The following is a 24,491-nucleotide window of genomic DNA, read 5'->3' as shown; positions in this document are numbered from 1 at the left end:
CAACTTTTTACAGCAATGCAAGGATTGTTCGTCGCATGGCGCAATACATTTATTCTATGTCGCGGGTGAGCAAGGTTGTTCCCCCCAAAAAGACGATTCTAAAAGATATTTCATTATCATTTTTCCCGGGCGCTAAAATCGGCGTACTCGGTTTAAACGGTGCTGGTAAATCAACGCTACTGCGCATTATGGCCGGCGTTGATCAGGACTTTGAGGGCGAAGCGCGCCCGCTAGCCGGTATTAAAATTGGCTATCTGCCGCAAGAGCCGCAGCTGGACGAAGAAAAAACCGTAAAAGCAACGGTTGAAGAAGCCGTTGCCGATGTTAAAGAGGCGCTAACCCGGCTGGATGAGATTTACGCTGCCTATGCGGATGAAAACGCTGACTTTGACGCACTATCAAAAGAACAAGGCGAGTTAGAGGCATTATTGCAGGCGAAAGACGGCCACAATATTGATAACATTCTGGAGCGTGCAGCGGATGCCCTGCGGTTACCACAATGGGATGCTAAAATTGGCAACTTATCCGGTGGTGAACGTCGCCGCGTAGCCATTTGCCGCCTGCTGCTGTCCAAACCTGACATGTTGTTGCTGGACGAACCAACTAACCACTTAGATGCTGAATCTGTAGCCTGGCTGGAGCGCTTCCTGCACGATTACAACGGTACCGTGGTAGCCATTACCCACGACCGTTATTTCCTCGACAATGTTGCCGGCTGGATCCTGGAGCTGGACCGTGGTTATGGCATCCCCTGGGAAGGCAACTACTCCAGCTGGCTGGAGCAAAAAGAGAAACGCCTGGAACAGGAAGAGCGCCAGGAAAAAGCGCGCCAACGCACCATCAAACAAGAGCTGGAGTGGGTACGCACTAACCCGAAAGGCCGCCAGGCTAAAAGCAAGGCACGTCTTAACCGCTTTGAAGAATTGCAAAGCGGTGATTACCAAAAACGTAACGAAACTAACGAACTGTTCATTCCGCCCGGTCCACGCTTGGGTGATAAAGTTATCGACGTTAACGGTATTAGCAAAGCCTACGAAAACCGTCAGCTTATCGACAACCTGAGCTTTAGCGTACCGAAAGGCGCTATCGTCGGTATCATTGGTCCAAACGGTGCCGGTAAATCAACCTTATTCCGCATGATCAGTGGTCAGGAACAACCGGATAGCGGCTCCATCGAGATAGGTGAAACCGTTGAATTAGCCAGCGTTGATCAGTTCCGCGATGACATGGATGACAGCAAAACGGTATTCCAGGAAATCACCGACGGTAACGATATCCTTAAAATTGGTAACTTTGAAGTTAATGGCCGCGCGTACGTTGGTCGCTTTAACTTCCGCGGCACCGACCAGCAAAAACGTATTGGCGAGTTATCAGGTGGTGAGCGCAACCGCGTTCACCTGGCTAAGTTATTGCGAGCGGGTGGCAACGTGCTGTTGCTGGATGAGCCAACCAACGACCTCGATGTCGAAACCTTACGCGCGCTGGAAGAAGCGATTCTGGAATTCCCGGGTTCAGTCATGGTCATCTCGCACGACCGTTGGTTCCTTGACCGTATCGCAACCCATATTCTGGATTACCGTGACGAAGGCGAAGTGGTCTTCTACGAAGGTAACTACAGTGACTATGAAGCCTACATGAAAGATAAGTTCGGTGAGCAGGCAATGGAGCCACACCGCATTAAATATAAGCCGATTGGTTAATTAAGCTCTACTCACAGCGGCTGTGGCAACCACGCCACGCCGCTGTCTTCACAAAACCACTGTGCTTTTATGCCAAACACCTGCGCTAAATTAGCATCTGATAACACCTTAGCCGGCGCGCCAACGTCAATCAATTTGCCTTCGTTTAATAACACCAACTGATCACAAAAACGTGCCGCTAGTGGCAAATCATGCAGACAGCAAAGTACCAACTGGCCCTGGCCGCTGCGTTGTTGCAGTAATTGCATAGTATGTAGCTGATGATTAATATCCAGCGCACTGGTCGGCTCATCGCACAACAACAATTTCGGTTGTCCGACTAACGCCCGTGCCAGCAGTGCGCGTTGCTGCTCGCCACCCGATAAGGTAGATAATGCACGCGCTGACAAGTCGACTAAGTCACATTCAGTGACGACCTGGTCAATCCTAAGCTGTTGCTCGCTGCGGCTCAGCCGATGCTGCAATAAACCAATTTTTATCAATTCAATAACGCTGACATCCCACTGCGGCTGTTCCCGTTGCGGTAAGTAAGCCATAACTTCAGCTTTTTGTCGGGCAGACATTTGCTGCATCGGCTGCTGGTCGATAGCAACGTGACCCGTGGCAGGCGTTAACAGCCCGGCAATAGTTTTTAGCAAACTACTCTTGCCGGCTCCATTGGCACCGATAACACCAACTAACTGTCCGCTGTGCAGGGTTAGATTGATACTCTGCAACCTTGGTGCTGACAAGCCCTCTACACGAATATCGCAAAGTTCGAGTAACGCCATATCAAATGACCTGCTGTCGATATTGACGCATCAATAGCGCAATCAGCAGCGGCGCCCCCACTAATGCAGCGACTATACCGACGGGCAGTTCGCGCGGCCCACTGATCACGCGCGTGATAATATCCATACTCAATAGCAACAAGGCACCGGCAGGCGCACTTAACCACAGCACTCGCTGTGGGTGCTGCTCACCCAACAAACGAATACAATGGGGCGCCAGCAAACCGATAAAACCGATGATACCGGCACTGACCACGCTACCGGCCACCAATACCGCGACAGCCAGTAAAATCATATTGCGCTGGCTGACCAGCTTAAAACCCAGCGTTGCAACCGTCTGCTCGGATAAGGTTAAGGCGGTCAATAAATGGCGGGCACTGGCAAGTAGCGCTACACCAAGCACCAGGCAAGGGAGCAATAACAATAAATGTGACCAACTACGGTTCGCGAGTGTACCCAGGGTCCACAAACTCCATTCCTGAAATGCGAATGGATTGGGTGCCAGATACAGAATAAGTCCCATCAGCGCGGCAGCCAGTGATGACACCGCTACGCCGGCCAAAATAACCCGGTAAACATCGTGTTGTCGCCACGCCAACAACAAAATCACCAACAACCCGAGTAAGCCGCCGGCGAGCGCCACCAGCGGTAATAAAAAAGAGGACATTCCCAACATACCAAAATATAAAACTGCAACCGTGGTCAGCGCTGACATTGACGAAACACCAATGAGCCCCGGCTCTGCCAGTGGGTTACGCAGTAGCAGCTGTAACGTCGCTCCGGCAAGCCCCAGTGCCATGCCATTGCCGATAACAAGCAGCCAACGAGGCAGTCGAATATCCAGCAGTATGGTTTTCTGTAACTGACTTAACTCGGTAACTTGCAGCGTTACCGGCCCCTGGCTAAGGTGCCAGACACTCAATAAAATAAAGCTGAACGCTAGCATCAGCCAACGGCTGTCAGGTAGTCGGGTCATGGCTAACTCGTTGTTGTTGAACTTGTTCCAAAGCATCCAGATATAGCCCTATGTTAACTACGGGGCATGCCGCTTTATCACTATCGATGACGGTAACGCGTTGTTGTTGCAGCCATTGCTTAAGCAGCGGGTGGTGGCGCCAGCTATTGGCCAGGGCAAAGCTATTTTCGCTAAACCCCTCTAAAATCACAGTATCGGGTTGCCATTGCAGCAATTGCTCCAGCTGCAGGGCAACAAGCCCACTCCCTTCGGCTGCACTCAGATTCTGCCAGCCGGCCTGATTAATTAATGTATCTGCCCAGCTGCCCTCACCCCAGCTCCACTGATTCGGCATAACAAAAACCACCTGTTGTGGCTGACTCTTCAGGCGTGCCAGCTGAACTCGTGTTTTAGCTGCGTGTTGACTGACCTGTTCTTCCAGCCCCAGCTCAATCAGCTGTTGCCGCCAGCGCTTATAATCAGCCCAACTCTGCGGTTGAGCTAAGCGCGTGACTTGCGTGTATTCGCGCAACTGCTCAACCAGGCGGGGATCAGTAAATGCGGTGGCGATAACCCGCGAGGGCTGCAGCGCTAATATAGACTCCAGCGTGCCGTTGTGAGCAGTAACTTGGGCTGCTGTTGTTTTTAGCAGCGGCTCGTCAGCGCTCAGGTAAGTAATCCCAACCAGTTGTTGCGGCGCCCAGCGCAACAGCAACTGATCAACACATTGATTGAGCGATACCCAGCGCTGTTGCTGCGCTATGCTGGTGTCGGTTGTAACAACCAACACCAGCGCCAGCAACCAGTATCGTTTAAATCGCATCCAGCGCTTCTTGTAAGTTTTTAACACCGACGACAGTCATGCCGTCAGGCGCATTTTTCGGTTTATTTGCCAGTGGTACAATCGCCTTCTTAAAACCATGTTTAGCCGCTTCGTTCAGCCGCTCCAGGCCGTTGGGTACGGGCCGTATTTCGCCCGCCAGGCCCACCTCGCCAAACACAATTAGCTCGCGCGGCAGCGGTTCACCTTTAAAACTCGACACAATGGCCAACAGTAACGCCATATCAGCTGAGGTTTCCGTTACTTTTACGCCGCCGACAACGTTCACAAACACGTCTTGATCAGAAATTTGCAAGCCGCCGTGACGATGCAATACCGCTAACAACAGCGCTAACCGCGTTGCTTCCAAACCTACTGCAACCCGGCGCGGATTGGCCAATGCCGAATAATCGACCAAGGCCTGGATTTCTACCAGTAGTGGCCGCGTGCCTTCCCATACCACCATAACCACTGAACCATTGCCCTGTTCTTCGCCACGTTGCAGGAAAATAGCTGAGGGGTTGGATACTTCTTTAAGGCCGCTGCCGGTCATTGCAAAAACACCCAGTTCGTTAACCGCGCCAAAGCGATTTTTGGTACCCCGTAAGGTGCGGTAACGTGAGTCTGACGAGCCATCAAGAATAACCGAACAGTCGATGCAATGCTCCAGCACCTTAGGCCCGGCTAGACTGCCGTCTTTGGTAACATGACCCACCATAATAATGGCAACGCCATTTTGTTTCGCATAACGCGTCAAAAACGCGGCTGTTTCGCGCACTTGCGAGACACTGCCGGGAGCTGACGTGACATCCGACAGGTGCATGACCTGTATCGAGTCAATCACCATCACTTCAGGTTTCTCCTGGTCAGCTAACTGACAAATGGTTTCTACCGAGGTTTCGGCCAGCATGCGCAGTTTATCCATCGGCAGCGACAGCCGCTGAGCGCGCATCGCGACCTGCTGCAACGACTCTTCGCCAGTAACATATAGGGTGCGTTTACCTTCGGCCAGGCGGCACAAAGTTTGAAGTAACAGCGTACTCTTACCAGCGCCGGGCGAGCCACCGATTAAAATAGCAGATCCCGGCACCACGCCGCCGCCCAGTACCCGATCAAATTCTTTAAAGGTGGTGCTAAAACGCGGTACTTCTTGCAGTGACACTTCGTTAAGGGTTTGCACACGCGCCTGTGTGGCGCCGGCAAAGCCGCTACGCTCGGCCACCCGCGGATGCGTTTTAGGATTACTCAGGCGTACTTCAGTCAGACTGTTCCAGGCTTTACACTCTGTGCATTGCCCCAGCCAACGCGGAAAGTCTGCACCACAGTCATTACATACATACGCCGTTTTTGTTTTTGCCATTACCCGCCAACTCGTTCTATGATGCTAAATAAAGTCATCTATTATAAGAATAAAATACCATAATGCCGAATGCCCATTTTGAGCAACTCATCGAACAATTAAAACCTGTTGTGAATGAGCCCGACTTCGATAAAATTTTTCGTGCCTTAACCGAGGGCGAAGATGGGCCTACTCGTTTTCAGTTAAAAATGGAGCTGCGCCGGTTAGCTTCGCCCTGTCTGCAGACGGTTGATTTGCGTAATCGCGTTAGCGGTCGCTGTGAGCCTTATGACTTTTTAGGCCGCCGTCATTACCTGGATGAAGTAGCAAAAGACATTTTTGAACGTGGTTTACGCATTTATAACGGCGTTTTTACTCAGGACACCTACGAGCAAATTCTCACTGCCGAAAACAACAACCGTGTGATTCAGGAAAAAGAGCGCGAACAGGCCTTAGAGCGAAAAAATCAACATGCTGAGCGAGTTGCGACGCGCGAAGAGTATACCGCAGATGACGAAATCCAGTCACCCTATCTAGTCGATACCTTCCACTTTGGCGATTATCCCTATCGCGCTGAAGAACGGATGAACTTTAGCGTTGAAGTACGCCTGGAAGACGACCAGCTAACCAGTAAAAAGGCGATTACCAGTGATATTTCAGTTACCGGCTTAAGAGTGCGAGTGGATGTGGACTGGCAGAAAAAAACCGGCGACAAGCTGAATGTTTATTTTACCGGCTTAGCCAAAGAGTTTACGCTGGATCCCCAAATGGCTATTCCATACACCATCGTTGCCGTACAGCGCCAGGGGGATAAAACCTACCTCAGTTTAAATCGCTCAAGTGAGTTTAGCTCCGATTCGTTGGATAAGTTCCTCAAGCAGTTTATTAATGGCTACAAAAAACGTTACCGCGTGAATATCGATAATACTTATCACGCGCTGATGAATAAGGGACATGAGCAGTTTCTGATGCCGCGGCTGGGGGTATTGCCAATTTATTTTGCGTTCCGTGACAAGCAGCTACAAGCCGATTATGTTCTGACCACCGATAATAACCGTCATATCATTGAGGACTGGATTAACGAGCACAACCAGATCTCGATTGGTTCACTTTTTAACCCCAGACGCTCGGCACATTTTATTAAGCGTTTAGCTGAACACCCCGAAGCCAGCGTAACCTTTTTGACCTTTAGCATTACCGCCCGTGGCAAAATCTATTACTACTCGGCGCTGGCAGAGGAGTTATTAAAGAACGATTTTTGGGACACCTTTGTTAATTTTGCCGCACAAAAGTCATCTTTCCGGGTCTATCAGTTCCGCTTACGCAAACTTGACCCTGAGCAGGCCTGGCAGCCACAAGCGGTGCCACTTGAGGTACAAATTCCATTCCGGCTAAATCCGCCCAGTCCACGCGTAAAACAGGCGCTGGCACCACTCAATTATTTAGGTACCTTAACCGATGTTACCGACAGCATGCGGCAATTTGCGGGCAATGACTTTGATAAAAGCCAGGTCAAAGCATTAAAAGTATTTCTTCATCCTCCGGCCGTTCCTATTCGCACCAAAGACGTGCGGCTGGAATTTGTCGACTTGCGCAAAGAACAACGTTTTAGTTACCGCAGCCGTTGCCGACTACGCATTGGTAAGGCGATTCGTGAAGGCATGATTCTGGACCTGTCAGTGCATGGATTAAAAGTGCAGCTTGACGATGCTGTCGATACACAGGTCAATGATACAGTGTTGCTTTCGTTGACCGGTTTCGAGAAAAACCATAAAAAATTCGACCTGCGTGATATTCCGTATCTGGTGGTGAACAGTGACGTTAGCCAGACAACGCTTAACCTTAAAATCCCCAAACAAAAAACCGATGACAAAAAACAACGCCATGCCGGTGCTGAATTTTTCCGTTTTTTGATTAAAGAGCATCGGGATCAACTAAAACTGCTGCACGAGAACACCTCGCTGAATGGTATCGAACTTTGCCTGCGCAACCTCTACTGCGCCGCACCGCCGTCCGTTCCCCTGTATTTGTATCAGAACAAAAAACGACAGGTCACCTTGCGCCGTGCTGGCGTGTCGTCATGGCGTTCCGGCTGGGCCAAATTACTGGCTCACCTACCCGGCAGTGGTGCTGACAACCTGAACATTCAGCCGGTGTTGCGCGGCAGCAGCCTTGCTACCGAAATATTACCGCCATTACAGGCGCTGAGCCGCTCCGACCGGCCGCTCAAAAAATTGTTGTTGGTTAAGTTATATCAGGACCAGGGCGAGAGCGTTCTGCAAACTCAGTGGCAGACGTTTGACTCATTAGACACTGCAACCATATTGTCGTTTGTGGACCAGTGTCTGCCCGACGCCGTGTTTTTTGCCGTGCAAGTCGAATTAAGCCGCACCGGGCGGCCGGATATTCAATTTGTTCAGGCGGAAATGAGTTATTTATCACAATATGCCTCGCACCGCGCTAACGAGCTAGAGGAAGAGTTGTGGCAGGTTTACGCGGTCGCCGACACCCACGATATAACAGCAGAGGTGTTAAAGTTTGCCGATGTCAGCCTGGAAAACATCAAACATCAGCAGCAGCGACTTAACTCGTGGCTGTCAGCTAATTAACCCAAGTTTTTTCAGTTCGGGCAGCAGCAGGCTTAAATCAGGCTGCTCAATGCAGATATCCGCAACCTTGCGTAGCGCCGGTTTCGCACAAAATGCGACCCCCAGATCGGCAGCCTCCAGCATCGCAATGTCGTTGGCACCGTCACCCACTGCCACAACATGCGCTGCCTGCTGCTTTAATCGCGATACCTGCATTGCTTTATAGTTAGCATCGACTACCGGTTCACCAACATCACCCGTCAGCGTCATAGCTTGTGTCACTAATACATTGGCATAATACTCATCCAGCTTCAGGGCTGCGGCAACACGCTCGGCAAACCATTCGAAACCGCCGGAAACCAGCACCGTGCGCCAGCCGGCCTGCTGCAATGTGCTAATTAATAGTTCTGCTCCTGCGGTCAGGGGCAACGGATTAAAGATTTTTTCGAACTCGTTCACTGACACGCCTTTTAAGCAGGCGACTCGCTCGCGTAAACTCTGTTCGAAGTCTAGTTCGCCGCGCATCGCTCGCTCAGTAATTGCAGCGACTTGCGCACCTGCCCCTGTTAAAGCGGCAATTTCATCGATACACTCTATTTGAATTAAGGTAGAATCCATGTCAAAGACGATGACATTATCGGCTCGCGAATTGGCCATTTATAACTCCGGTAGGCTAGTAACATTATGCTAAAAGTGATGTTCAACAAAGGAATAACAGCGCTGCTTAACCCGGCAACACAAACCCGGGCATGGGTGCGACTAATCACTAAACGGTTATTGCGTCTGGCAGTTGCTGCTGCGTTATTGTTGGTCATTTACAATGTATGGAATATTGCCAGTTTGAAGTCACAACAGCAACTTACCCAGCATACCCGTCATTTAGCGCAATTGTTGTTATCGCAAGTAGAACATCAAACGCTACAGTTGCTGCGGCAACAAGATGAACAAGCGCTTGCTGAAACTGCGCAACACCTGCAACAGCACGCCGAAGTTGTGGCCGTGGTTATCCGTAGTCCGTTGGGCGAATCAATAGCTGCCAGCGGCAGTTACGATAGCGTCATCGACTGGCCCGCTGATGCACCGGCAACGCCCTGGTTTATGACCAGAGAACTGCGGGTAGATGGCGAAACTCTGGGCTATCTGCAGGTTACCTTTGATCAGGCCAAATTATTGCAGGGGAGCACCCTTGCTCACGATGGACTGATGCAACAGGGCCGGGTACTGCTGCTACTGGCCATGTTGGCCGGGGTGTTTATTATGTTGGGCTTTAACCGTATTCGTGACCGCTTTTGGCAACGCAATATTAATGCGTTACAACGAAAATAACCGCTTTGTATTCGTGTAGGTAATGCTTGCCACCTCTGCTTGCTCGCACTGCTTAAGTTCTGCCAGCGCAGCTAAGGCGTCAACGAGCCGCGCCGGCTCATTACGCTGCCCCTGGTAGCCACACATGGGCATATCGGGACTATCGGTTTCGAGCACCATCGCATTCAGCGGCAAACGCTTAATGGCGTCACGTGTTTTGTTCGCCCGCGGATAGGTGATAGTTCCGCCGATCCCCAGATAATAGCCGTGGTCGACCCATGCACGGCCTTGTTCATAGCTCCCCGAGAATGCATGTATAACACCACACTCTGGTCCAGACTCACGAACCAGTTTAAGCAATTTATCGAGCGTTTTTCGATGGTGCAAAATGACCGGCAGGCGGGCATCCTTAGCCAGTCGCAGCTGCTCACGCAGCAACACCAACTGTAAATCCATATCAGCACACTCGGCATCTAAACCGATTTCGCCAATCGCGCGCAGACGAAGGTCAGGGCCACACTGTTCGAGCTGTGCAATCAATTCATCGATGTGTTCGGCATGATGCTGCTGGATAAAATACGGGTGCAGGCCGAGCGCATAATATCCACCGTCTATGCTATCGGCCACCTGGACTAGTTTTGACCACTGGCTGGCGCAAACACCCAACAGCATAAATTTTTCGACAGCCGCTGCGCGGGCATTCTCAATAACCTGTCCACGGTCCTCGTCAAAGACATCGAAATCGAGATGGCAGTGACTGTCGAATAATTGCATTCGCCGTTAGTGCTCGCGCGTGTGACTGAAGGTAATATCCGGATAACGCTCCTGCGCCAGTGACAAATTAACCATCGTCGGCGCGATATAACTCAGGTTGTCGCCGCCATCCAGCGCCAGATTGGCTTCCGCCTTGCGACGGAACTCGTCAACTTTACGCTCGTCACCGGTTACCCAGCGTGCCGTTGCTACGTTAATATTTTCGTACATAGCATCCACTTTATACTCGGTACGCAAGCGGTGTACGACAACGTCAAACTGCAGCACACCCACCGCACCAACAATAAGATCATTGCTGATCAAGGGTCTGAACACCTGTACAGCACCCTCTTCGGATAACTGCACCAGGCCTTTTAACAACTGCTTTTGCTTAAGCGGATCTTTAAGACGAATACGGCGGAACAACTCCGGCGCAAAGTTCGGAATACCGCTGAACTTGAAGTCTGCGTTAGCGGTAAAGGTATCGCCAATTTGAATGGTGCCGTGGTTATGCAAGCCAATGATATCGCCGGGGTAGGCCTCTTCAACATGCTCGCGGTCACCTGCTAAAAAGGTCAGCGCATCACTTATACGCACGTCTTTACCGGTCCGCACCTGACGCATTTTCATGCCTTTTTCGTACTTACCGGAAACAATCCGCAAAAACGCAACGCGGTCGCGGTGACGCGGATCCATATTCGCCTGGATCTTAAAAATAAAGCCGGAAAAGTCGCTATTGTCAGCACTAACCAACTCACCTTCGTTGGTCTCACGCGGCTGCGGTTGTGGTGCCCAGTCGACCAAGCCATCCAACATGTGATCGACACCAAAGTTACCCAGCGCGGTACCAAAATAGACAGGAGTTAATTCACCGGCTAAAAACAACTCTTTGTCGAACTCATTAGACGCGCCCTTTACCAGCTCGATTTGTTCACGCAACTCTTCAGCCCAAACACCGAGTCGCTCGTCCAGCTCCGGGTTATCCAGACCTTTAATTACGTCAACTTCCTGAATTCGGTGGCCTTGCCCTGTTTTGTACAAAACCGTCTCATCGTTCAGTAAATGGTATACGCCTTTAAAGTTTTTGCCCGAGCCGATCGGCCAGGTAATGGGCGCACACATAATTTTTAGCACATCCTCGACTTCGTCCAACAACTCCAGCGGGTCGCGGATATCACGGTCAAGTTTGTTCATAAAGGTAATGATGGGCGTATCACGCAGGCGAGTTACTTCCATTAATTTAATGGTTCGGTCCTCAACACCTTTAGCGCCATCAATAACCATCAAGCATGAATCGACAGCCGTCAATGTGCGGTAGGTGTCTTCAGAGAAGTCCTCGTGCCCCGGCGTATCCAGCAGGTTGACCAAGCGATCACGATAAGGAAACTGCATCACCGAGGTGGTTACGGAGATACCCCGCTCCTGCTCCATTTCCATCCAGTCAGATTTAGCATGTTGGCCTGACTTCTTGCCTTTTACCGTGCCCGCCTTTTGGATTTGTTGACCATGCAACAAAACTTTTTCGGTGATGGTCGTTTTACCTGCATCGGGGTGAGAGATAATGGCGAAAGTTCGACGTTTGGCGACTTCGTCCGCGATTTTCTTACTGCGTGCTTCTGACATGGAGCTACTCTAGTTTCGTTGCGCTAAGTGTAATGCCCGTTATTTTCGCTGATTTACTAAGGATTAACAACGTTATGGCCGATAAAGGATTTATTCACTACGCTTAAACAAACTACATTTAATGTAGTTGTAAACTTAACTATGCAAATGTCTAGCTGCTATTCGAATGCAGTTGTATTAGACTCGCGCGCTTGCTGACTTGTTGCCGGAGCTCAAATGAACCTCACCATCAAAGCTAAAGTTTTTTTACTGGCGTTAGTGCCTCCCGTCCTCATTGCAGTGTTTTTAACCTGGTTCAATGTTTCACAGTCCAATGACATCGGTCGTTCCGCTGTTACTGATTTTAAACAGCAAATGGAACAAGACGCTGAAAACGCTCTATCTAACTATTTGCAGCTCGCCATGAGTTCGATTGAGCATCTGGTTAACGACACCTCGTTAGGCTCTTTGCAGGAGCGGCAACAGCGAGCAAAACAGATTCTGCGCCAACTGCGTTTTGATGATTCCGGCGATGTCGGCTATCTGTTTGTCTATGACACCGAAGGCGTCAGCATCGCACACGGTGTTAACCAGTCACTGGAAGGCAAGAATCTTTATGATTTTCAGGACCCCAACGGCACCTACCTTATTCGTGAGTTAATTGACGCAGCACAAGCCGGTGGGGGTTACGTTAATTATGGCTGGCAGAACAACCAGGATAGCGTCGCACCCAAGCTGGGCTATGCGCAATTACTTGAAGACTGGGGCTGGGTCGAGCAGTCAGCGTGATCAATGGTTTGGCAACGCAAGTTGAACAAGGTAATCAGTCAGTCGAGCGGCTTGCTGATCAGTCAGCACAAATAGGCAGTGTGTTGGATGTAATTCGGGGCATTGCTGACCAGACTAATTTACTCGCTCTGAACGCAGCCATTGAGTCGGCACGAGCCGGTGAAGCCGGTCGAGGCTTTGCAGTCGTTGCTGATGAAGTACGTACGCTGGCCAAGCGAACCCAGGACAGCACCCACGAAATAGAAACCATGATTGAAAAGCTGCAGCAGGGTTCTGCGGATGTGTCTGCCGTTATGGATGCAATAAAACAAGGCAGTAACACCAGTGTTAAAGAGGCAGCAGAAGTTGAAGAAGCTTTGCGCCAGGTATTAGCCTCGGTTAATACTATCAATACCCAAAACGCGCAGATCGCAACGGCAGCCGAAGAGCAAACCTCGGTATCAGAAACGATTAATCAAAATATGACCAAAATTGTTGATATCGCTACCGATACTGCCGCCGGCACCGAACAAGCCGGCGACCATATGCGCGAACTGGTCGATACCGCGAAACAGCTTGAGGCAACAGTGCATCGCTATCGTATCGATTAATTTGGGTTAGTTAGGGTCTGACACCATGGCACAACCTTCTTCCATTGGTGTTAGGCCGAATAGCTCACACAAGGTTTGTCCCAGATCAGCAAACGAATCACGAGCACCGTAACTGCCCTTTTTAAGCATCCCGCCGGCCATTAAAAATGGCACAAATTCGCGCGTGTGGTCAGTTCCCTGCCAGGTGGGATCGCAGCCGTGGTCAGCAGTAAGCACTAATAAATCGTCACCGCGCATGGCGTCAAGCAGCTGCGGTAAGCGGGCATCAACTTTTTCTAACTCGTTGGCATAGCCTGCGGTATTACGACGATGGCCATAGACCGAGTCAAAATCGACCAGGTTGGTGAAGATCAAGCTATTGTCCGGCGCTGACTCCATCGCTGCTAGTGTTTCGTCCAGTAAGGCGTCGCTGCCCGCTGCTTTGATGGTTTTACTGACGCCGCGATGGGCGAAAATATCTGCGATTTTACCAATGGCGATGACTTGTCCCTTGGCAGCAGTCAATTTATCCAGCACGGTTGGCTTGGGCGGCTCAACTGCGTAGTCTTTACGGTTGTGAGTGCGCTCAAAATTATCTGCCGTGTCACCAATGAAGGGGCGCGCAATCACCCGCCCGATATTATAGTCGTCCAGCAATTCGCGGGCGATCTCACAAACTTCATACAAACGCTGCAGACCAAAATGCTGTTCATGTGCGGCAATCTGAAACACCGAATCAGCTGAGGTGTACACGATTGGCTTGCCACTACTGATGTGAGCTTCTCCCAATTCGCTTAATATGGTGGTACCCGACGCATGGCAATTACCTAAAACCCCCGGCAGCTCCGCTCGTTCAATTAACTCATCAAGCAGTTCGCGAGGGAATGATTGGTCCGGCTTGGCAAAGTATCCCCAGTCAAAATGTACCGGCACACCCATCAGTTCCCAGTGCCCCGACGGTGTGTCCTTACCCGACGAACGCTCTGCTGCCCAGCCAAAACTGAACTCTGCGGTTTTATTCTCGAAGCCCTTTGCCCAGTTTCCGGTTGCGCCGTAATGCGCTTCTGCCAGACCCAACCGGCACAAGTTAGGCAGTACTAACGGCTGCCCCTGCTCGGCTCGATAAGCAGCAATATGCCCAAAGGTATCAGCCCCTTCATCACCAAACTTTTTAGCGTCCGGCGCACTGCCAATACCAAATGAATCTAATACGACCACGATTGCACGGGGCATGGTTAACTCCTGAGATTAACTAATCGTCTGATAAATAACTGGGTTTGCCGCTGGTTGGCTGTCGCCAACCTGATACGCCGATGCTAATTGTCGGGCAGCTTGTTGCCAGCTATCCTCGGTATCAGCGTGGATAAACGCTAGCGGATGATCAGCGCTTAATTGTTCGCCCAAACCCGTTAACTGCGTTAAACCGACCGCAAAGTTTAGCTGGTCGGTGGCGACCCTGCGGCCCCCGCCAAGCTCAACGACTGTCATACCAACGGCACGCGTATCAATGGCATTTACATAACCCCCAGGGCTTAAGCTAGTATCTTTTACCAACAACGGCTTAACTATCTTCGCCTGAGCCAAATGCGCAGCCGGCTTATCGAGCAGGTCTTTCGGCCCGCCTAACAGGGCGACCATTTTTGCAAAGCGTTCGGCCGCAGCACCACTTTCAAGCGCCCGGTCAACACGTTGCTCTGCTGCTTCTGTCGTCTGACATAACTTACCTTGTAGCAGCATTTCGACAGCAAGCGCTTTAGTCACTTGATGAAGACGTGGATCGCGATGTGCACCGGTTAAGTAATCAATCGCCAGATTAACTTCAACGGCATTACCGGCCGCACTCGCCAACGGCTCATTCATATCGGTAATAATAGCTGAGGTGCTAACTCCTACGCGATTAGCGACAGAGGTAATGCTCTTCGCCAACTCAATAGCCTGGGCGTGTTCAGCCATAAACGCGCCAGAGCCGGTTTTTACGTCAAGCACTAAGCCATCCAGGCCTTCGGCCAGTTTTTTCGCCAGAATCGAAGCGGTAATTAGCGGCACCGATTCAACCGTGGCGGTAATATCACGCGTCGCATAAAAGCGCTGATCCGCCGGTGCCAGCCGGCCCGTTTGGCCAATGATGGCAACGCCCGCTTCTTTGACCGTGCGCGCAAACAACGCATTGTCCGGCTTAGTCTGGTAGCCGGGGATGGCATCAAATTTGTCCAGTGTACCGCCGGTGTGACCCAGTCCGCGCCCGGAAATCATCGGTACGTAGCCACCACAGGCAGCAACAATGGGCCCCAACATCAGGCTAACCACATCGCCAACACCACCGGTGGAGTGTTTATCCAGTACCGGGCCGTCGAGCGCAGCAGACTGCCAGTCCATAACGTCACCTGAATCACGCATGGCCAGCGTTAGAGTCGCTTTTTCAGGGTCACTCATGCCCTGAAAATAAATCGCCATTGCCATCGCGGCAATTTGCCCTTCGCTAACTGATTCGTCCGTAATCCCCCGAACGAAGGCGTTAATTTGCTCTTCGCTAAGCTGTTTACCGTCACGTTTGGTGCGGATGGCTTCCTGCGCTAAAAACATAAGTTATCCCAATCGTTGCTTAAGATCACTAACCAGGCTACTTGCACCAATACGAAAATGCGATGCGGTTACCCAGTTATTACCCATAATACGTTCAGCCAGCGTAATATAGTTCTCTGCGTCTTCCAACGTACGAATGCCGCCGGCCGCTTTAAAACCACACTCCTGACCGGAGTTTTTAATGGCTGTAAGCATGATTTCAGCGGCTTGTAAGGTCGCGTTTTCAGCCACTTTGCCGGTTGACGTTTTAATAAAATCGGCGCCCCCCTCAATGGACAGCTCGCTTGCTTGTTGAATCAGCGCTGCAGTTTTTAATTCGCCCGATTCAATAATGACTTTTAAATGCGCATTATTGGCACAAACCGTTTTTACTTCTTCAACCAGTTGTTTCGGCAGTTTTGCATCGCCTTGCTGCAAGTTACGGTACGGTAAAACCACGTCAATTTCGTCCGCCCCGACGGCTACAGCCCGCTCTGTTTCGGCCACAGCTCGCGCAATATTGGCATGCCCCTCGGGAAAATTAGTGACCGTTGCCACGGGTAACGACAAACCGCGTGTCGATAACGCTTGTTTGGCCGCCAGGATAAGCTCCGGAAATACACACAGCGCGGCAACCTGGATACCGTGAAAACTTGCGTTATCGGCCAGCTGTTCAATAGATGCCGGCGTATCGTTGTTGTTTAAACTGGTTAAATCAATTAGCGAAGCAACATTAGCGATTTTCTCGCGCATAATCATTCCTTTAAGTTATTCGTTAGGTGCTGTTGCGGCCCAGCGCATCACCAGCGCATCTTCCCGCTGGTTCTCGCCCGGGTAATAATTCGGCCGCCGACCAACCACAGCAAAATTAAGTGACTGATACAGCCCAATGGCAACCGCATTTGATTGTCTGACTTCAAGGAATACCATCAGCGATTGCTGCCGGGCGTAGTTCAACACGTCTTCGAGCAGGCGTTTACCATAACCACTGCCCTGCGCAGACGGCGTTACGGCAATATTGTGCAAGGTTAATTCGTCAGCAATTTGCTGGCATATGCTAAACCCCTGCGGTTGTTGGTTAGCAATTAGCTGACGCCAACGGTAACCCGGGCCAATACTTTGCATAAATACGGACTCTGACCAGGGTATCGCATGTGCTTGCCGCTCAATCTGATATAAATCAGCATTGGGGCTGCCATCCACAATCGAATAAAACTGGCTCATGCCATAATCAACCAAGGGCTTGCAGTTGCTGCCATAGCTGCCGTTTGCCGGCTGCTGAGCTTACTTGTTGCATTAATTGCTCGTAACCGACCACCACCGCGTCGCTAGCCGGTGCTTTGACCGCTACCGGCTGGCTATCCCAAATCAGACAAAGGTCACGCAGCCATCGCGGAGTTTCTATCGGTAACGGCGCAGTAGACTGTAAATAAATAGGGCCAATGCGATAACAAAACGAAGCACAGGTGGACGAATCCGAGCTCAGCTCAGATGATTTATTTAAACTGTAAGCCGTGATTCCGAGTGCTTGCAGTACTTGTTGCTGCTGTTTTCGCCATCGTGCCTGCATAAGGTAATGCCATCGTTTATCTAAGAAAGAGTAATAAGTGTAAACGAAGCGGATTGCGAGTGCTAGCGAGGAAAATTGGCAGGGGCGGAGGGATTCGAACCCCCAACCGTCGGTTTTGGAGACCGCTGTTCTGCCGTTGGAACTACGCCCCTGCATCAGGACTCCGAATTATACCGAGCTGACGCCCTTGCGCAACCAGAAACTGCGCTTTTACCTTCTGACTGCGGATAAAATAGGCAATTAAGCTTGTTCAACCTCAAAAAGTGCCTCATGCACCTCAGTCACAATGGTGTCTACTTCTACTTCATCCAGCCCGAAATGCGTGAGCACAGCATCTTCAACCTGCTCCCATTCTGCCTTGCCCGCCAGACTCCTGGTGCGTAGATCGACCGCATATTTCGCTAACTTAGCGACCGACAATAAATCAATAGCCAGAGGATGAAGCTCAGAATCAGAACCCATTACCGAACTATCGTCATAGAGATAATAAATAGCTTCGACTAATAAATTGGGTAGCTTCCATTGTTGTGCTAACAGCGCGCCAATGGTGGTATGTGTAGTCTCGAACTGTTGTTGTTCTTCGGCTTGCAAGTCGTACCATGAATTAGTATCGGCGCGACGTACAAAATCGCTGTAGGCAGAAAATTGCTCCAGCATTACCGGTATACCGCTATTTTGGAACAACCCCAGCATGTAAGCGTGGTCTTTCAATTGCGGTCTGCCCAACGCATCAGACACGAGCGCGCAGGCACCTGCAACCCACTCGTTGTAACGCCAGAATTCCGATAAATCAAAGTCGCTGTTTAGCGCGCGCTTTAGTGCAACAGCCCTGACAATGGGAAAAACTCGCCTGAACCCCAGCGTCATTACCGCTTGTTGTATCGAGTCTATCGCATGTCGGCGACGATAAGCGGCGGAATTAACCACTTGCAGTACCGCTGCTGCAATACTGACATCGGCAGCTATCGCTTCGGCAATGACACTAACATCCGGATGTTCTTTTTTTGCTTCCGCACTAACCGACAATAATGTCTGTGGTCGCGGTGGGATATTGACGTTCTGTAATAGCTTTTTTTCGTTAGTGGTGATAACAATCGCCATGAAAAATTCCCTGTGACAACAATTTTACTTTTTACCCCGCCTCATGCGACTATGAGCTTAAGCTTTGGAGACGTAAACGCTATGATAGCACTGGCCAGACGATTAACACTTGGGTTAATCCCCGCTTTGTTGTTAATAACCCTCTCACTGTCAGTATCTGCTAGTGCATCAACCCGTGTTGATGTCCGTATCAGTGGTGTCGAAGGCGAACTGCTTAATAATGTCAAAGCGTACTTACAGATCGCTAATTTAGACAGTAACAGAGACTATGTAAACTACCAAATTCGTTACTTGCACCGTCAGGCAGCAAAAGAAATAAAACAAGCTTTGCAGCCGTTTGGGTATTACAGTGTCGGCGTAAGTAGTGAATTGCAGTCAATCGAAGCAGGTGCATGGCGCGCCGACTACCAAATCACCTTAAACAATCCCGTACGTGTTACTCAGAACCAGTGGCTTATTGTTGGCCAAGGCGCAGACAACTCGGCGCTGACACAGTTGATAGCTAAGTCCCCGCTACAGCGAGGTGTTCGCTTCGTCCATAGCCGCTACGAGTCACTGAAGTCAGCACTCCTGAGCCAGGCTATTCAGTTAGGCTATCAGGATGCCAGTTTCAAGCATTCAACAGTCACCGTCGACACTGAAACTTTAGAAGCCGAGGTTGATGTCAGGTTTGATACAGGCCCGCGCTATTACGTTGGTGAGTTAACGGTAACAGACAGCCATTTAAACGCAGATTTACTAAAACGCTATGCTCGCTTTAAACCGGGCGATCCTTTTTTGAATTCAAGTTTAAGCCGGTTGCAAGTTGATTTATCCAACAGTGATTATTTCTCGCAGGTTACTGTTAGTGGCGACTGGCAACAAGCCAATGATGATCAACAAGTGCCGGTTAGCGTTGCCACAGAGCCTAACGAACGCACACAGTATCGCTTTGGTGTTGGTTATGGCACGGATACCGGCGCTCGTGTTACCGCCGGTATCGAACGCCGCTGGGTTAACGACTATGGACATCAGTTTCGCTCGCTGGTACAGCTTGCACAATACGAAAGCCAGGCGACCGCCGTTTATCAAATTCCGGGCTTAAAGCCACAATCTGATTACCGGCAATACCGCGCGGAAGTTAGCGACCGCGAAAACGACAGCCTCGATAGCAGGCTCTACAAAGTTGCGGCTGTTGACGTGTTCAGTTATGACAGGTGGCAACGAGAATATCGGCTGAGTTTGTTGCGCGAAGATTTTACCCTTGGCGAGCAACGCACTCAGTCTAACTTTTTGGTTCCGGCACTCGAGTGGCGCTATCTACAAGCCGATGATCGTATTAACGTAAACAATGGCTGGCGGTTAGCGCTGGGGTTGCGCGGTGCCAGCGAATCGATGTTGTCAGAAACCGATGTTATTCAGGGCTATGCCGAACTTAAATCAGTGTGGTCACTAGGGTCTCGGTGGCGGCTACTGAACCGTATCGAAATCGGTGCCTCTTACACCGATACTTTCGAGCTGTTACCGCCGACACTCCGATTCTTCGCCGGTGGCGACAATAGTGTGCGCGGTTATGCCTATGAACAACTCGGTCCAAAAGACGAAACCGGAGCCGTTATTGGGGGCAAATATCTAGCCGTGGCCAGTGCCGAATTGGACTATCAATTTGCCAGCAATTGGCGGGTTGCGATATTTACCGATGTAGGTAACACCATGATTGAGCCTAATAAAGCTTTAAAACAGTCGGTTGGCTTAGGCTTTCGGTGGATATCTCCGGTTGGTGCTATCCGTCTTGATTTTGCCCAGGCGATCGATGAACCGGGCAACCCATGGCGCATTCACTTTACCTTAGGCCCTGATCTATGAGTTTCTATCGCCTGTTCGCATACGTTATCCTAAGCTTGGCAGTGCTGCTATTTATTGTTTTGCCGAGCGTATTGTTGGGGCTAATTTATAGCTCCTCCGGCAGTCAATGGCTGGTCAATACGGCAAAAACCTGGTTACCCGAAACAGTCAACTTTTCGCGTTTTGACGGGCGCTTGGCCGACCGCTTTGCGTTTGACCAATTACGGATCGACAGCGCCGTTTTTTCGGCCTCTTTTGACTCCGTTAGCGTAGCCTGGCAGCCATGGTCGTTATTAGACTCCAGCTTGGTTATTGAAAACCTGACGCTGGGTAGTGGTGAAATTAGAATCAGGCAGGGACAGACAGCTGCCGATGACAATTCTCCATCATCGCTTGATTCAATATCGACATCATTACCAATCGCTATTGATTTGAAGGCGTTTGAACTCCGTCAAAGCTGGTTTTTTATTAATCAATTGCCACAGCAGCAGTTTGCCGCAACAGCCAGTTTAAAGGTATTACAAAGCGGCCAACTGACGCTGCGCTCATTACAGCTGCAACATCAATATGCGTCGATAAGTGCTGACGCGCAGGCTGACTTAAGCTTTCCGTTTAAACACCAGTTAAACACGTCGCTGACGTTGCACTCGCCAGACTACCCCGGCACCCGACTTAAGTTGAATAGCTCGGGCGACATGAAAAACCTGCAAGGCCAGTTTGACGTGCGTGACAGTGCTAACATCAATGGCAGTTTTAGCCTTAAAGATGTATTGCAACAGGCTAGCTGGCAAGCTGACTTGTCGATTAACGACACCACACTTAATGACTGGCTCTCGGCCTTCGCTATTAACGGCCTTGAACCGTTACGCTTAGATGGTAACGTCAACTTAACGGGAGATGCTGCGCAACGCGTGCAAATAATACCGGATCTGGACGTTGTTTATGCGGCGCAAGACGCAACGATGACCGGTAACATCACACTTGAAGGCCAGCAGGTGACGTTGAAATCAGTCACTTTGGCTTCGCCCGAACGCGGCGAGCTATCCATTAACGGTCGCGTGGATGATCTTGCCAGCCCTTTTATTGACTTAACTGCATCGCTTAAGCAAGTGCTGTATGAGCAAACTCAAACTACCGGTAAGATTGCTTTAACGGGCCCGTTAGATCGGCTCGAAATCTCCACTTCTACAGAAACACAGATAGAAAAACCACAGTCAGCAACAATCAATGCCAAAACAAAAGCGCTGCTTGAATCTTCACAGCTAACGCTGGAAACAATTCGCATCACGGATACGCTGACAGAAGGTGAAATATCAGGCTCGGCGAAAATTAACTGGCAACAACAAATCCAGGTCAACGCGAACATAAATGGCGAGTTACTTGGCAAGCCATTTTCATTACTGACTGATGTGCAGTACAACACGCCCTATGTTGACGTTAGTGCGCTGGAGCTAAACTGGCAAACAGCGCACCTCTCTGCCAAGGGGCGCTTATCTCCGGGCAGCAAAGTCTCAGTTAAGCTCGATATTACCGACTTAGCCGGGTTACCCTTGCCGTTAGATGCTAGTGGAGAGCTAAAACTAAATGCCGACATTGAGGGGGATATCAGCTCGCTATGGCTGGACATGAAGTTAAACAGCAAGCAATTGGTGGTAGCGGATACAGAATTTAGCAATCTGGCCCTACAATTAACTGGTGCGCCTGATAATCATGACTTAACCGCATCGCTAACTGCGTTTTCTACGGATTGGCAATTACGCACTCGTAACAAACTAGCTGACACTTCAGTGTCTATTGAACTTAAAGAGTGGCAAGTTGATCATGAGAGTTTAGAGCCTTTTAGTCTTAAAAAGGCAACAGCAATCCGTTATAACTGGCAAAGTAGCGATCTGAATATAAGTGATTTATGTTTACAACAAACTGGCGAAAACGGCGCAGCCTGTGTCGCTGCTCAATCAGATAATGGCGCGACCGAACTGACATCGACTATTAGTGGCTTGAATTTAAGCTTATTAAATCCTTTTATCTCAAACGCCCCGGTGACTATTGAAGGAAGATTAACAGCTGACTCAACGGCGAGTTGGAATTGGCAACAGAATAAGCTCAACGACGTAGACGTGAACACCTCAGTAGAAAAATTGAAGCTCAGCGGGCTGGACGAGTCGATTACGTTTGATGAATTCTCGGTAAGTTTAGCGCCTAATGAAGACCGCTTCGAAGCCAGGTTACTGGCAACAGCTAACGAAATTGACCTCAGCACTAAAGGAGCCTTGCAGTTAGACAGCCTTTCCGCAGGCAGCTCGTTAACAGGTAGCCTTGAATCACGCCTCGGCGATCTTGGGCTGTTAGAGGTACTCAGCCCGGCGATTGCCTCTGCTAAAGGTGACATCAAGGCTAACCTGGGCCTGTCCGGGACACTTAATTCGATCCAGGTAATGCCGAATATTAACGCTAATATCAATGAGCTCGTGTTGGCAGAAACTGCTACTGCTATCAGTGACACACAAATTTCGCTTGCCGCTACTGACGCGTCAAATAACACGTTCCGTCTGGATGCCGATGGCATGGTCGGTAGCGGGAAATTCAATTTGAGCGGCGAGTTCGATGTAAACTCACAGCAACTCAAGGCGCAGTTAAATGGTCAGCAGCTACAACTTATTGATACACCCAAACTAGCGGTAACTGTTACTCCAGACATAAAGGTAACGTTAAAGGATAACAGACTATCGGTTACTGGTGATGTTATCGTTCCAGAGGCTGAAATAACCCCACCACAACTATCAAATGTACAACGATCTTCCTCGGATGTGGTGATAAAACAACAACAGCAGCCTAAAGGCAGGGCTCTGGAAACCTTCGCTGATATTTCTTTAACCCTCGGCGATAAGGTTAATGTCGATGCGTACGGCTTTCAGGGCCAGTTGCAGGGCAAGTTGAATATCAAACAAAAAAATACCGGTGTTGCTCGAGGAGAGGGTGAAATTGGTGTTAAAACCGGTACCTATGAAGTTTACGGGCAAGAGCTCATTATTGAGCGTGGCCAGTTGGTTTATAATGGCGGGCCTATCGGAAATCCAAGTTTAAATTTGCAGGTGGTTCGCAACTTACCCAAAACAACAGGCAACCCCGAGCGGGTTGGAGCTCGAGTTCAGGGAACCCTGCAGGAACCAACGCTTGATTTATTTTCCAATCCGCCGATGCCGGATGCGTCGGTTTTATCGTACCTTATGTTTGGGCGTGCGCCCAACTCGCCATCTGAGTCCAGTAATCTTGAGTTGCAAGCTGCGCTGTTATTGACTGGCGATATGACCGATTCATTTACTCAGGGTCTAAAAGATACTTTCGGTTTTGACGAGGTCGCAATTGACTCAGCGACCAGTGATGTTAACGATACGTCGCTATACATCGGTAAATACCTTACTCCACGTCTTTATATTAAGTACGGTATTGGTCTTGTTGAGTCGACATCCTCGTTTTTCTTGCGATACCAATTGACCGACCATCTCTGGCTTGAATCGACGTCGTCGACAGAGAGTCAGGGCGGCGACCTCATCTACAGTATAGAAAAGTAATACTCGCGCAGGCTTAAAACGAGAAGCTATCAGGCAATAGTTCGCCCACTGACCATGTTTTTTGACTAGTTTTGTTTGACGAAATAAACACCGTGTCTTTGCTACAAAATTCGGCAATAACCTGGCGACAGGCACCACACGGACTGTGCATTTCGTCTGTTGGTGTGTAAATAGCGATATGTTTAATAGAACTGGGCGCAATGCCTTCTGCAATAGCGCGATAGATTGCGGTGCGTTCAGCACAATTCGAAAGCCCAAACGAAACATTTTCCACGTTGCAGCCGGTGATTATCTCGCCGTTGTCTGCTTCTAACGCAGCACCAACCTTAAATTTGCTATAAGGCGCATAAGCGTTTTCGGCCGCGTTTTTTGCCGCATCCAGTAATGTTGTCTTACTCATTCAAACATCTCTTAAAACTAATGGCAGACAATACTAACCGTACAACAGCAGAATTAAAAGCAGCCAATTCGATTAATGAACGTTCAATCGAGTTCATATCATAAATAACCACCGGCTTAGCGGCGTAGCGGCGCGAAGGGTGAGGTAAAAAAAGCCAACGGCTGAGCGATAGGTATAAAAAAACCCCAGCCGATTGGCTGGGGTTATTTTATTTGAAGTCTGGCGGTGTCCTACTCTCACATGGGGAAGCCCCACACTACCATCGGCGCTGG

General features: G+C 49.9%; 21 protein-coding genes and 1 tRNA gene. 7 read left to right on the top strand and 15 right to left on the bottom strand.

Going from position 1 to position 24,491, the window contains the following annotated elements; all coding sequences use genetic code 11:
- The first annotated feature begins 35 nt into the window (after positions 1-35).
- The gene (gene ettA, locus DEU29_RS10765; protein ID WP_133540362.1) at positions 36-1,700 is read left to right on the top strand and encodes an energy-dependent translational throttle protein EttA; all 1,665 of its coding nucleotides are present in this window, start codon (positions 36-38) and stop codon (positions 1,698-1,700) included.
- A gap of 11 nt (positions 1,701-1,711) precedes the next feature.
- Here the strand turns inward: ettA and DEU29_RS10760 are convergent, their stop codons facing one another.
- From DEU29_RS10760 to radA, 4 genes are read right to left on the bottom strand one after another with little or no spacing between them, the layout of a single operon-like run.
- The gene (locus tag DEU29_RS10760) at positions 1,712-2,470 is read right to left on the bottom strand and encodes an ABC transporter ATP-binding protein (protein WP_133540361.1); all 759 of its coding nucleotides are present in this window, start codon (positions 2,468-2,470) and stop codon (positions 1,712-1,714) included.
- 1 nt (position 2,471) lies between these two features.
- Entirely contained in the window at positions 2,472-3,446 is a 975-nt protein-coding gene (locus DEU29_RS10755) for a FecCD family ABC transporter permease (RefSeq protein WP_166635908.1), read from the bottom strand.
- Complete coding sequence (locus DEU29_RS10750; RefSeq protein ID WP_133540359.1) at positions 3,430-4,248, bottom strand: ABC transporter substrate-binding protein; 819 nt, start codon at positions 4,246-4,248, stop codon at positions 3,430-3,432. Before DEU29_RS10750 ends, DEU29_RS10755 begins: the two co-directional genes overlap by 17 nt.
- Positions 4,238-5,605 (bottom strand): DNA repair protein RadA, encoded by a 1,368-nt coding sequence (gene radA / locus DEU29_RS10745; RefSeq protein ID WP_133540358.1) that lies wholly within the window; start codon positions 5,603-5,605, stop codon positions 4,238-4,240. The genes DEU29_RS10750 and radA overlap by 11 nt, the downstream gene beginning before the upstream one ends.
- A 62-nt stretch (positions 5,606-5,667) precedes the next feature.
- On the opposite strand from radA, the gene DEU29_RS10740 reads away from it, so the two are divergent.
- A complete protein-coding gene (locus tag DEU29_RS10740; RefSeq protein WP_133540357.1) occupies positions 5,668-8,193 on the top strand; it encodes a PilZ domain-containing protein in 2,526 nt (841 codons plus the stop codon).
- On the opposite strand, the gene serB is transcribed toward DEU29_RS10740, so the two are convergent.
- The gene (serB, locus tag DEU29_RS10735; protein ID WP_133540356.1) at positions 8,182-8,829 is read right to left on the bottom strand and encodes a phosphoserine phosphatase SerB; all 648 of its coding nucleotides are present in this window, start codon (positions 8,827-8,829) and stop codon (positions 8,182-8,184) included. The two genes, DEU29_RS10740 and serB, sit on opposite strands and share 12 nt — an antisense overlap.
- A 27-nt stretch (positions 8,830-8,856) precedes the next feature.
- On the opposite strand from serB, the gene DEU29_RS10730 reads away from it, so the two are divergent.
- Complete coding sequence (locus tag DEU29_RS10730; protein ID WP_243734570.1) at positions 8,857-9,498, top strand: AhpA/YtjB family protein; 642 nt, start codon at positions 8,857-8,859, stop codon at positions 9,496-9,498.
- Here the strand turns inward: DEU29_RS10730 and DEU29_RS10725 are convergent.
- On the bottom strand, positions 9,484-10,251 hold the full coding sequence (locus DEU29_RS10725) for a TatD family hydrolase (protein WP_133540355.1): 768 nt from the start codon (positions 10,249-10,251) through the stop codon (positions 9,484-9,486). The genes DEU29_RS10730 and DEU29_RS10725 overlap by 15 nt on opposite strands.
- A gap of 6 nt (positions 10,252-10,257) precedes the next feature.
- Complete coding sequence (gene prfC / locus DEU29_RS10720) at positions 10,258-11,853, bottom strand: peptide chain release factor 3 (RefSeq protein ID WP_133540354.1); 1,596 nt, start codon at positions 11,851-11,853, stop codon at positions 10,258-10,260.
- A 216-nt stretch (positions 11,854-12,069) separates the two neighbouring features.
- Here prfC and DEU29_RS14140 point away from each other — a divergent pair, with 216 nt between their 5' ends.
- Complete coding sequence (locus DEU29_RS14140; protein WP_166635907.1) at positions 12,070-12,621, top strand: cache domain-containing protein; 552 nt, start codon at positions 12,070-12,072, stop codon at positions 12,619-12,621.
- On the top strand, positions 12,618-13,211 hold the full coding sequence (locus tag DEU29_RS14135) for a methyl-accepting chemotaxis protein (protein WP_243734569.1): 594 nt from the start codon (positions 12,618-12,620) through the stop codon (positions 13,209-13,211). The genes DEU29_RS14140 and DEU29_RS14135 overlap by 4 nt, the downstream gene beginning before the upstream one ends.
- 6 nt (positions 13,212-13,217) lie before the next feature.
- Here DEU29_RS14135 and DEU29_RS10710 read toward each other — a convergent pair whose 3' ends face one another.
- The 7 genes from DEU29_RS10710 to DEU29_RS10680 form a co-directional block, all read right to left on the bottom strand.
- Positions 13,218-14,423 (bottom strand): phosphopentomutase, encoded by a 1,206-nt coding sequence (locus DEU29_RS10710; RefSeq protein WP_133540353.1) that lies wholly within the window; start codon positions 14,421-14,423, stop codon positions 13,218-13,220.
- Between the two features lie 15 nt (positions 14,424-14,438).
- Positions 14,439-15,773, bottom strand: a complete 1,335-nt coding sequence (gene deoA / locus DEU29_RS10705; protein ID WP_133540352.1) for a thymidine phosphorylase — start codon at positions 15,771-15,773, stop codon at positions 14,439-14,441.
- 3 nt (positions 15,774-15,776) lie between these two features.
- Positions 15,777-16,505 (bottom strand): deoxyribose-phosphate aldolase, encoded by a 729-nt coding sequence (gene deoC / locus DEU29_RS10700; RefSeq protein ID WP_432206883.1) that lies wholly within the window; start codon positions 16,503-16,505, stop codon positions 15,777-15,779.
- A gap of 15 nt (positions 16,506-16,520) precedes the next feature.
- Entirely contained in the window at positions 16,521-16,976 is a 456-nt protein-coding gene (rimI, locus tag DEU29_RS10695) for a ribosomal protein S18-alanine N-acetyltransferase (RefSeq protein ID WP_133540350.1), read from the bottom strand.
- 7 nt (positions 16,977-16,983) lie between these two features.
- On the bottom strand, positions 16,984-17,322 hold the full coding sequence (locus tag DEU29_RS10690; protein WP_133540349.1) for a hypothetical protein: 339 nt from the start codon (positions 17,320-17,322) through the stop codon (positions 16,984-16,986).
- Between the two features lie 76 nt (positions 17,323-17,398).
- A tRNA-Trp gene (locus DEU29_RS10685) sits at positions 17,399-17,474 on the bottom strand.
- Between the two features lie 88 nt (positions 17,475-17,562).
- Positions 17,563-18,423 carry an HDOD domain-containing protein gene (locus DEU29_RS10680; RefSeq protein ID WP_133540348.1) on the bottom strand — a complete coding sequence of 287 codons (861 nt, stop codon included), beginning with the start codon at positions 18,421-18,423 and terminating at the stop codon, positions 17,563-17,565.
- A gap of 81 nt (positions 18,424-18,504) precedes the next feature.
- Here DEU29_RS10680 and DEU29_RS10675 point away from each other — a divergent pair, with 81 nt between their 5' ends.
- Both DEU29_RS10675 and DEU29_RS10670 read left to right on the top strand, forming a co-directional pair.
- Positions 18,505-20,268 carry an autotransporter assembly complex protein TamA gene (locus DEU29_RS10675; protein WP_133540347.1) on the top strand — a complete coding sequence of 588 codons (1,764 nt, stop codon included), beginning with the start codon at positions 18,505-18,507 and terminating at the stop codon, positions 20,266-20,268.
- Positions 20,265-23,819 (top strand): translocation/assembly module TamB domain-containing protein, encoded by a 3,555-nt coding sequence (locus DEU29_RS10670; protein WP_133540346.1) that lies wholly within the window; start codon positions 20,265-20,267, stop codon positions 23,817-23,819. Before DEU29_RS10675 ends, DEU29_RS10670 begins: the two co-directional genes overlap by 4 nt.
- Before the next feature lie 13 nt (positions 23,820-23,832).
- Here the strand turns inward: DEU29_RS10670 and DEU29_RS10665 are convergent, their stop codons facing one another.
- Entirely contained in the window at positions 23,833-24,219 is a 387-nt protein-coding gene (locus DEU29_RS10665) for a cytidine deaminase (protein WP_133540345.1), read from the bottom strand.
- Positions 24,220-24,491 lie beyond the last annotated feature (272 nt).

The organism is Idiomarina aquatica (assembly GCF_004362895.1).
In the GTDB taxonomy this organism is placed as follows: Bacteria; Pseudomonadota; Gammaproteobacteria; order Enterobacterales; family Alteromonadaceae; genus Idiomarina.
Note: the sequence above shows the minus strand (reverse complement) of the source record. Positions and strands in the feature narration are given on the sequence as shown.

What these genes read in the sequence shown, in the direction of transcription:
- ettA (WP_133540362.1), top strand. Translation starts at nt 36, where the DNA reads ATGGCGCAATACATTTATTCTATGTCGCGGGTGAGCAAGGTTGTTCCC.
- DEU29_RS10760 (WP_133540361.1), bottom strand. Translation starts at nt 2,470, where the DNA reads ATGGCGTTACTCGAACTTTGCGATATTCGTGTAGAGGGCTTGTCAGCA.
- DEU29_RS10755 (WP_166635908.1), bottom strand. Translation starts at nt 3,446, where the DNA reads ATGACCCGACTACCTGACAGCCGTTGGCTGATGCTAGCGTTCAGCTTT.
- DEU29_RS10750 (WP_133540359.1), bottom strand. Translation starts at nt 4,248, where the DNA reads ATGCGATTTAAACGATACTGGTTGCTGGCGCTGGTGTTGGTTGTTACA.
- radA (WP_133540358.1), bottom strand. Translation starts at nt 5,605, where the DNA reads ATGGCAAAAACAAAAACGGCGTATGTATGTAATGACTGTGGTGCAGAC.
- DEU29_RS10740 (WP_133540357.1), top strand. Translation starts at nt 5,668, where the DNA reads ATGCCGAATGCCCATTTTGAGCAACTCATCGAACAATTAAAACCTGTT.
- serB (WP_133540356.1), bottom strand. Translation starts at nt 8,829, where the DNA reads ATGGCCAATTCGCGAGCCGATAATGTCATCGTCTTTGACATGGATTCT.
- DEU29_RS10730 (WP_243734570.1), top strand. Translation starts at nt 8,857, where the DNA reads ATGCTAAAAGTGATGTTCAACAAAGGAATAACAGCGCTGCTTAACCCG.
- DEU29_RS10725 (WP_133540355.1), bottom strand. Translation starts at nt 10,251, where the DNA reads ATGCAATTATTCGACAGTCACTGCCATCTCGATTTCGATGTCTTTGAC.
- prfC (WP_133540354.1), bottom strand. Translation starts at nt 11,853, where the DNA reads ATGTCAGAAGCACGCAGTAAGAAAATCGCGGACGAAGTCGCCAAACGT.
- DEU29_RS14140 (WP_166635907.1), top strand. Translation starts at nt 12,070, where the DNA reads ATGAACCTCACCATCAAAGCTAAAGTTTTTTTACTGGCGTTAGTGCCT.
- DEU29_RS10710 (WP_133540353.1), bottom strand. Translation starts at nt 14,423, where the DNA reads ATGCCCCGTGCAATCGTGGTCGTATTAGATTCATTTGGTATTGGCAGT.
- deoA (WP_133540352.1), bottom strand. Translation starts at nt 15,773, where the DNA reads ATGTTTTTAGCGCAGGAAGCCATCCGCACCAAACGTGACGGTAAACAG.
- deoC (WP_432206883.1), bottom strand. Translation starts at nt 16,505, where the DNA reads ATGCGCGAGAAAATCGCTAATGTTGCTTCGCTAATTGATTTAACCAGT.
- rimI (WP_133540350.1), bottom strand. Translation starts at nt 16,976, where the DNA reads ATGAGCCAGTTTTATTCGATTGTGGATGGCAGCCCCAATGCTGATTTA.
- DEU29_RS10690 (WP_133540349.1), bottom strand. Translation starts at nt 17,322, where the DNA reads ATGCAGGCACGATGGCGAAAACAGCAGCAACAAGTACTGCAAGCACTC.
- DEU29_RS10680 (WP_133540348.1), bottom strand. Translation starts at nt 18,423, where the DNA reads ATGGCGATTGTTATCACCACTAACGAAAAAAAGCTATTACAGAACGTC.
- DEU29_RS10675 (WP_133540347.1), top strand. Translation starts at nt 18,505, where the DNA reads ATGATAGCACTGGCCAGACGATTAACACTTGGGTTAATCCCCGCTTTG.
- DEU29_RS10670 (WP_133540346.1), top strand. Translation starts at nt 20,265, where the DNA reads ATGAGTTTCTATCGCCTGTTCGCATACGTTATCCTAAGCTTGGCAGTG.
- DEU29_RS10665 (WP_133540345.1), bottom strand. Translation starts at nt 24,219, where the DNA reads ATGAGTAAGACAACATTACTGGATGCGGCAAAAAACGCGGCCGAAAAC.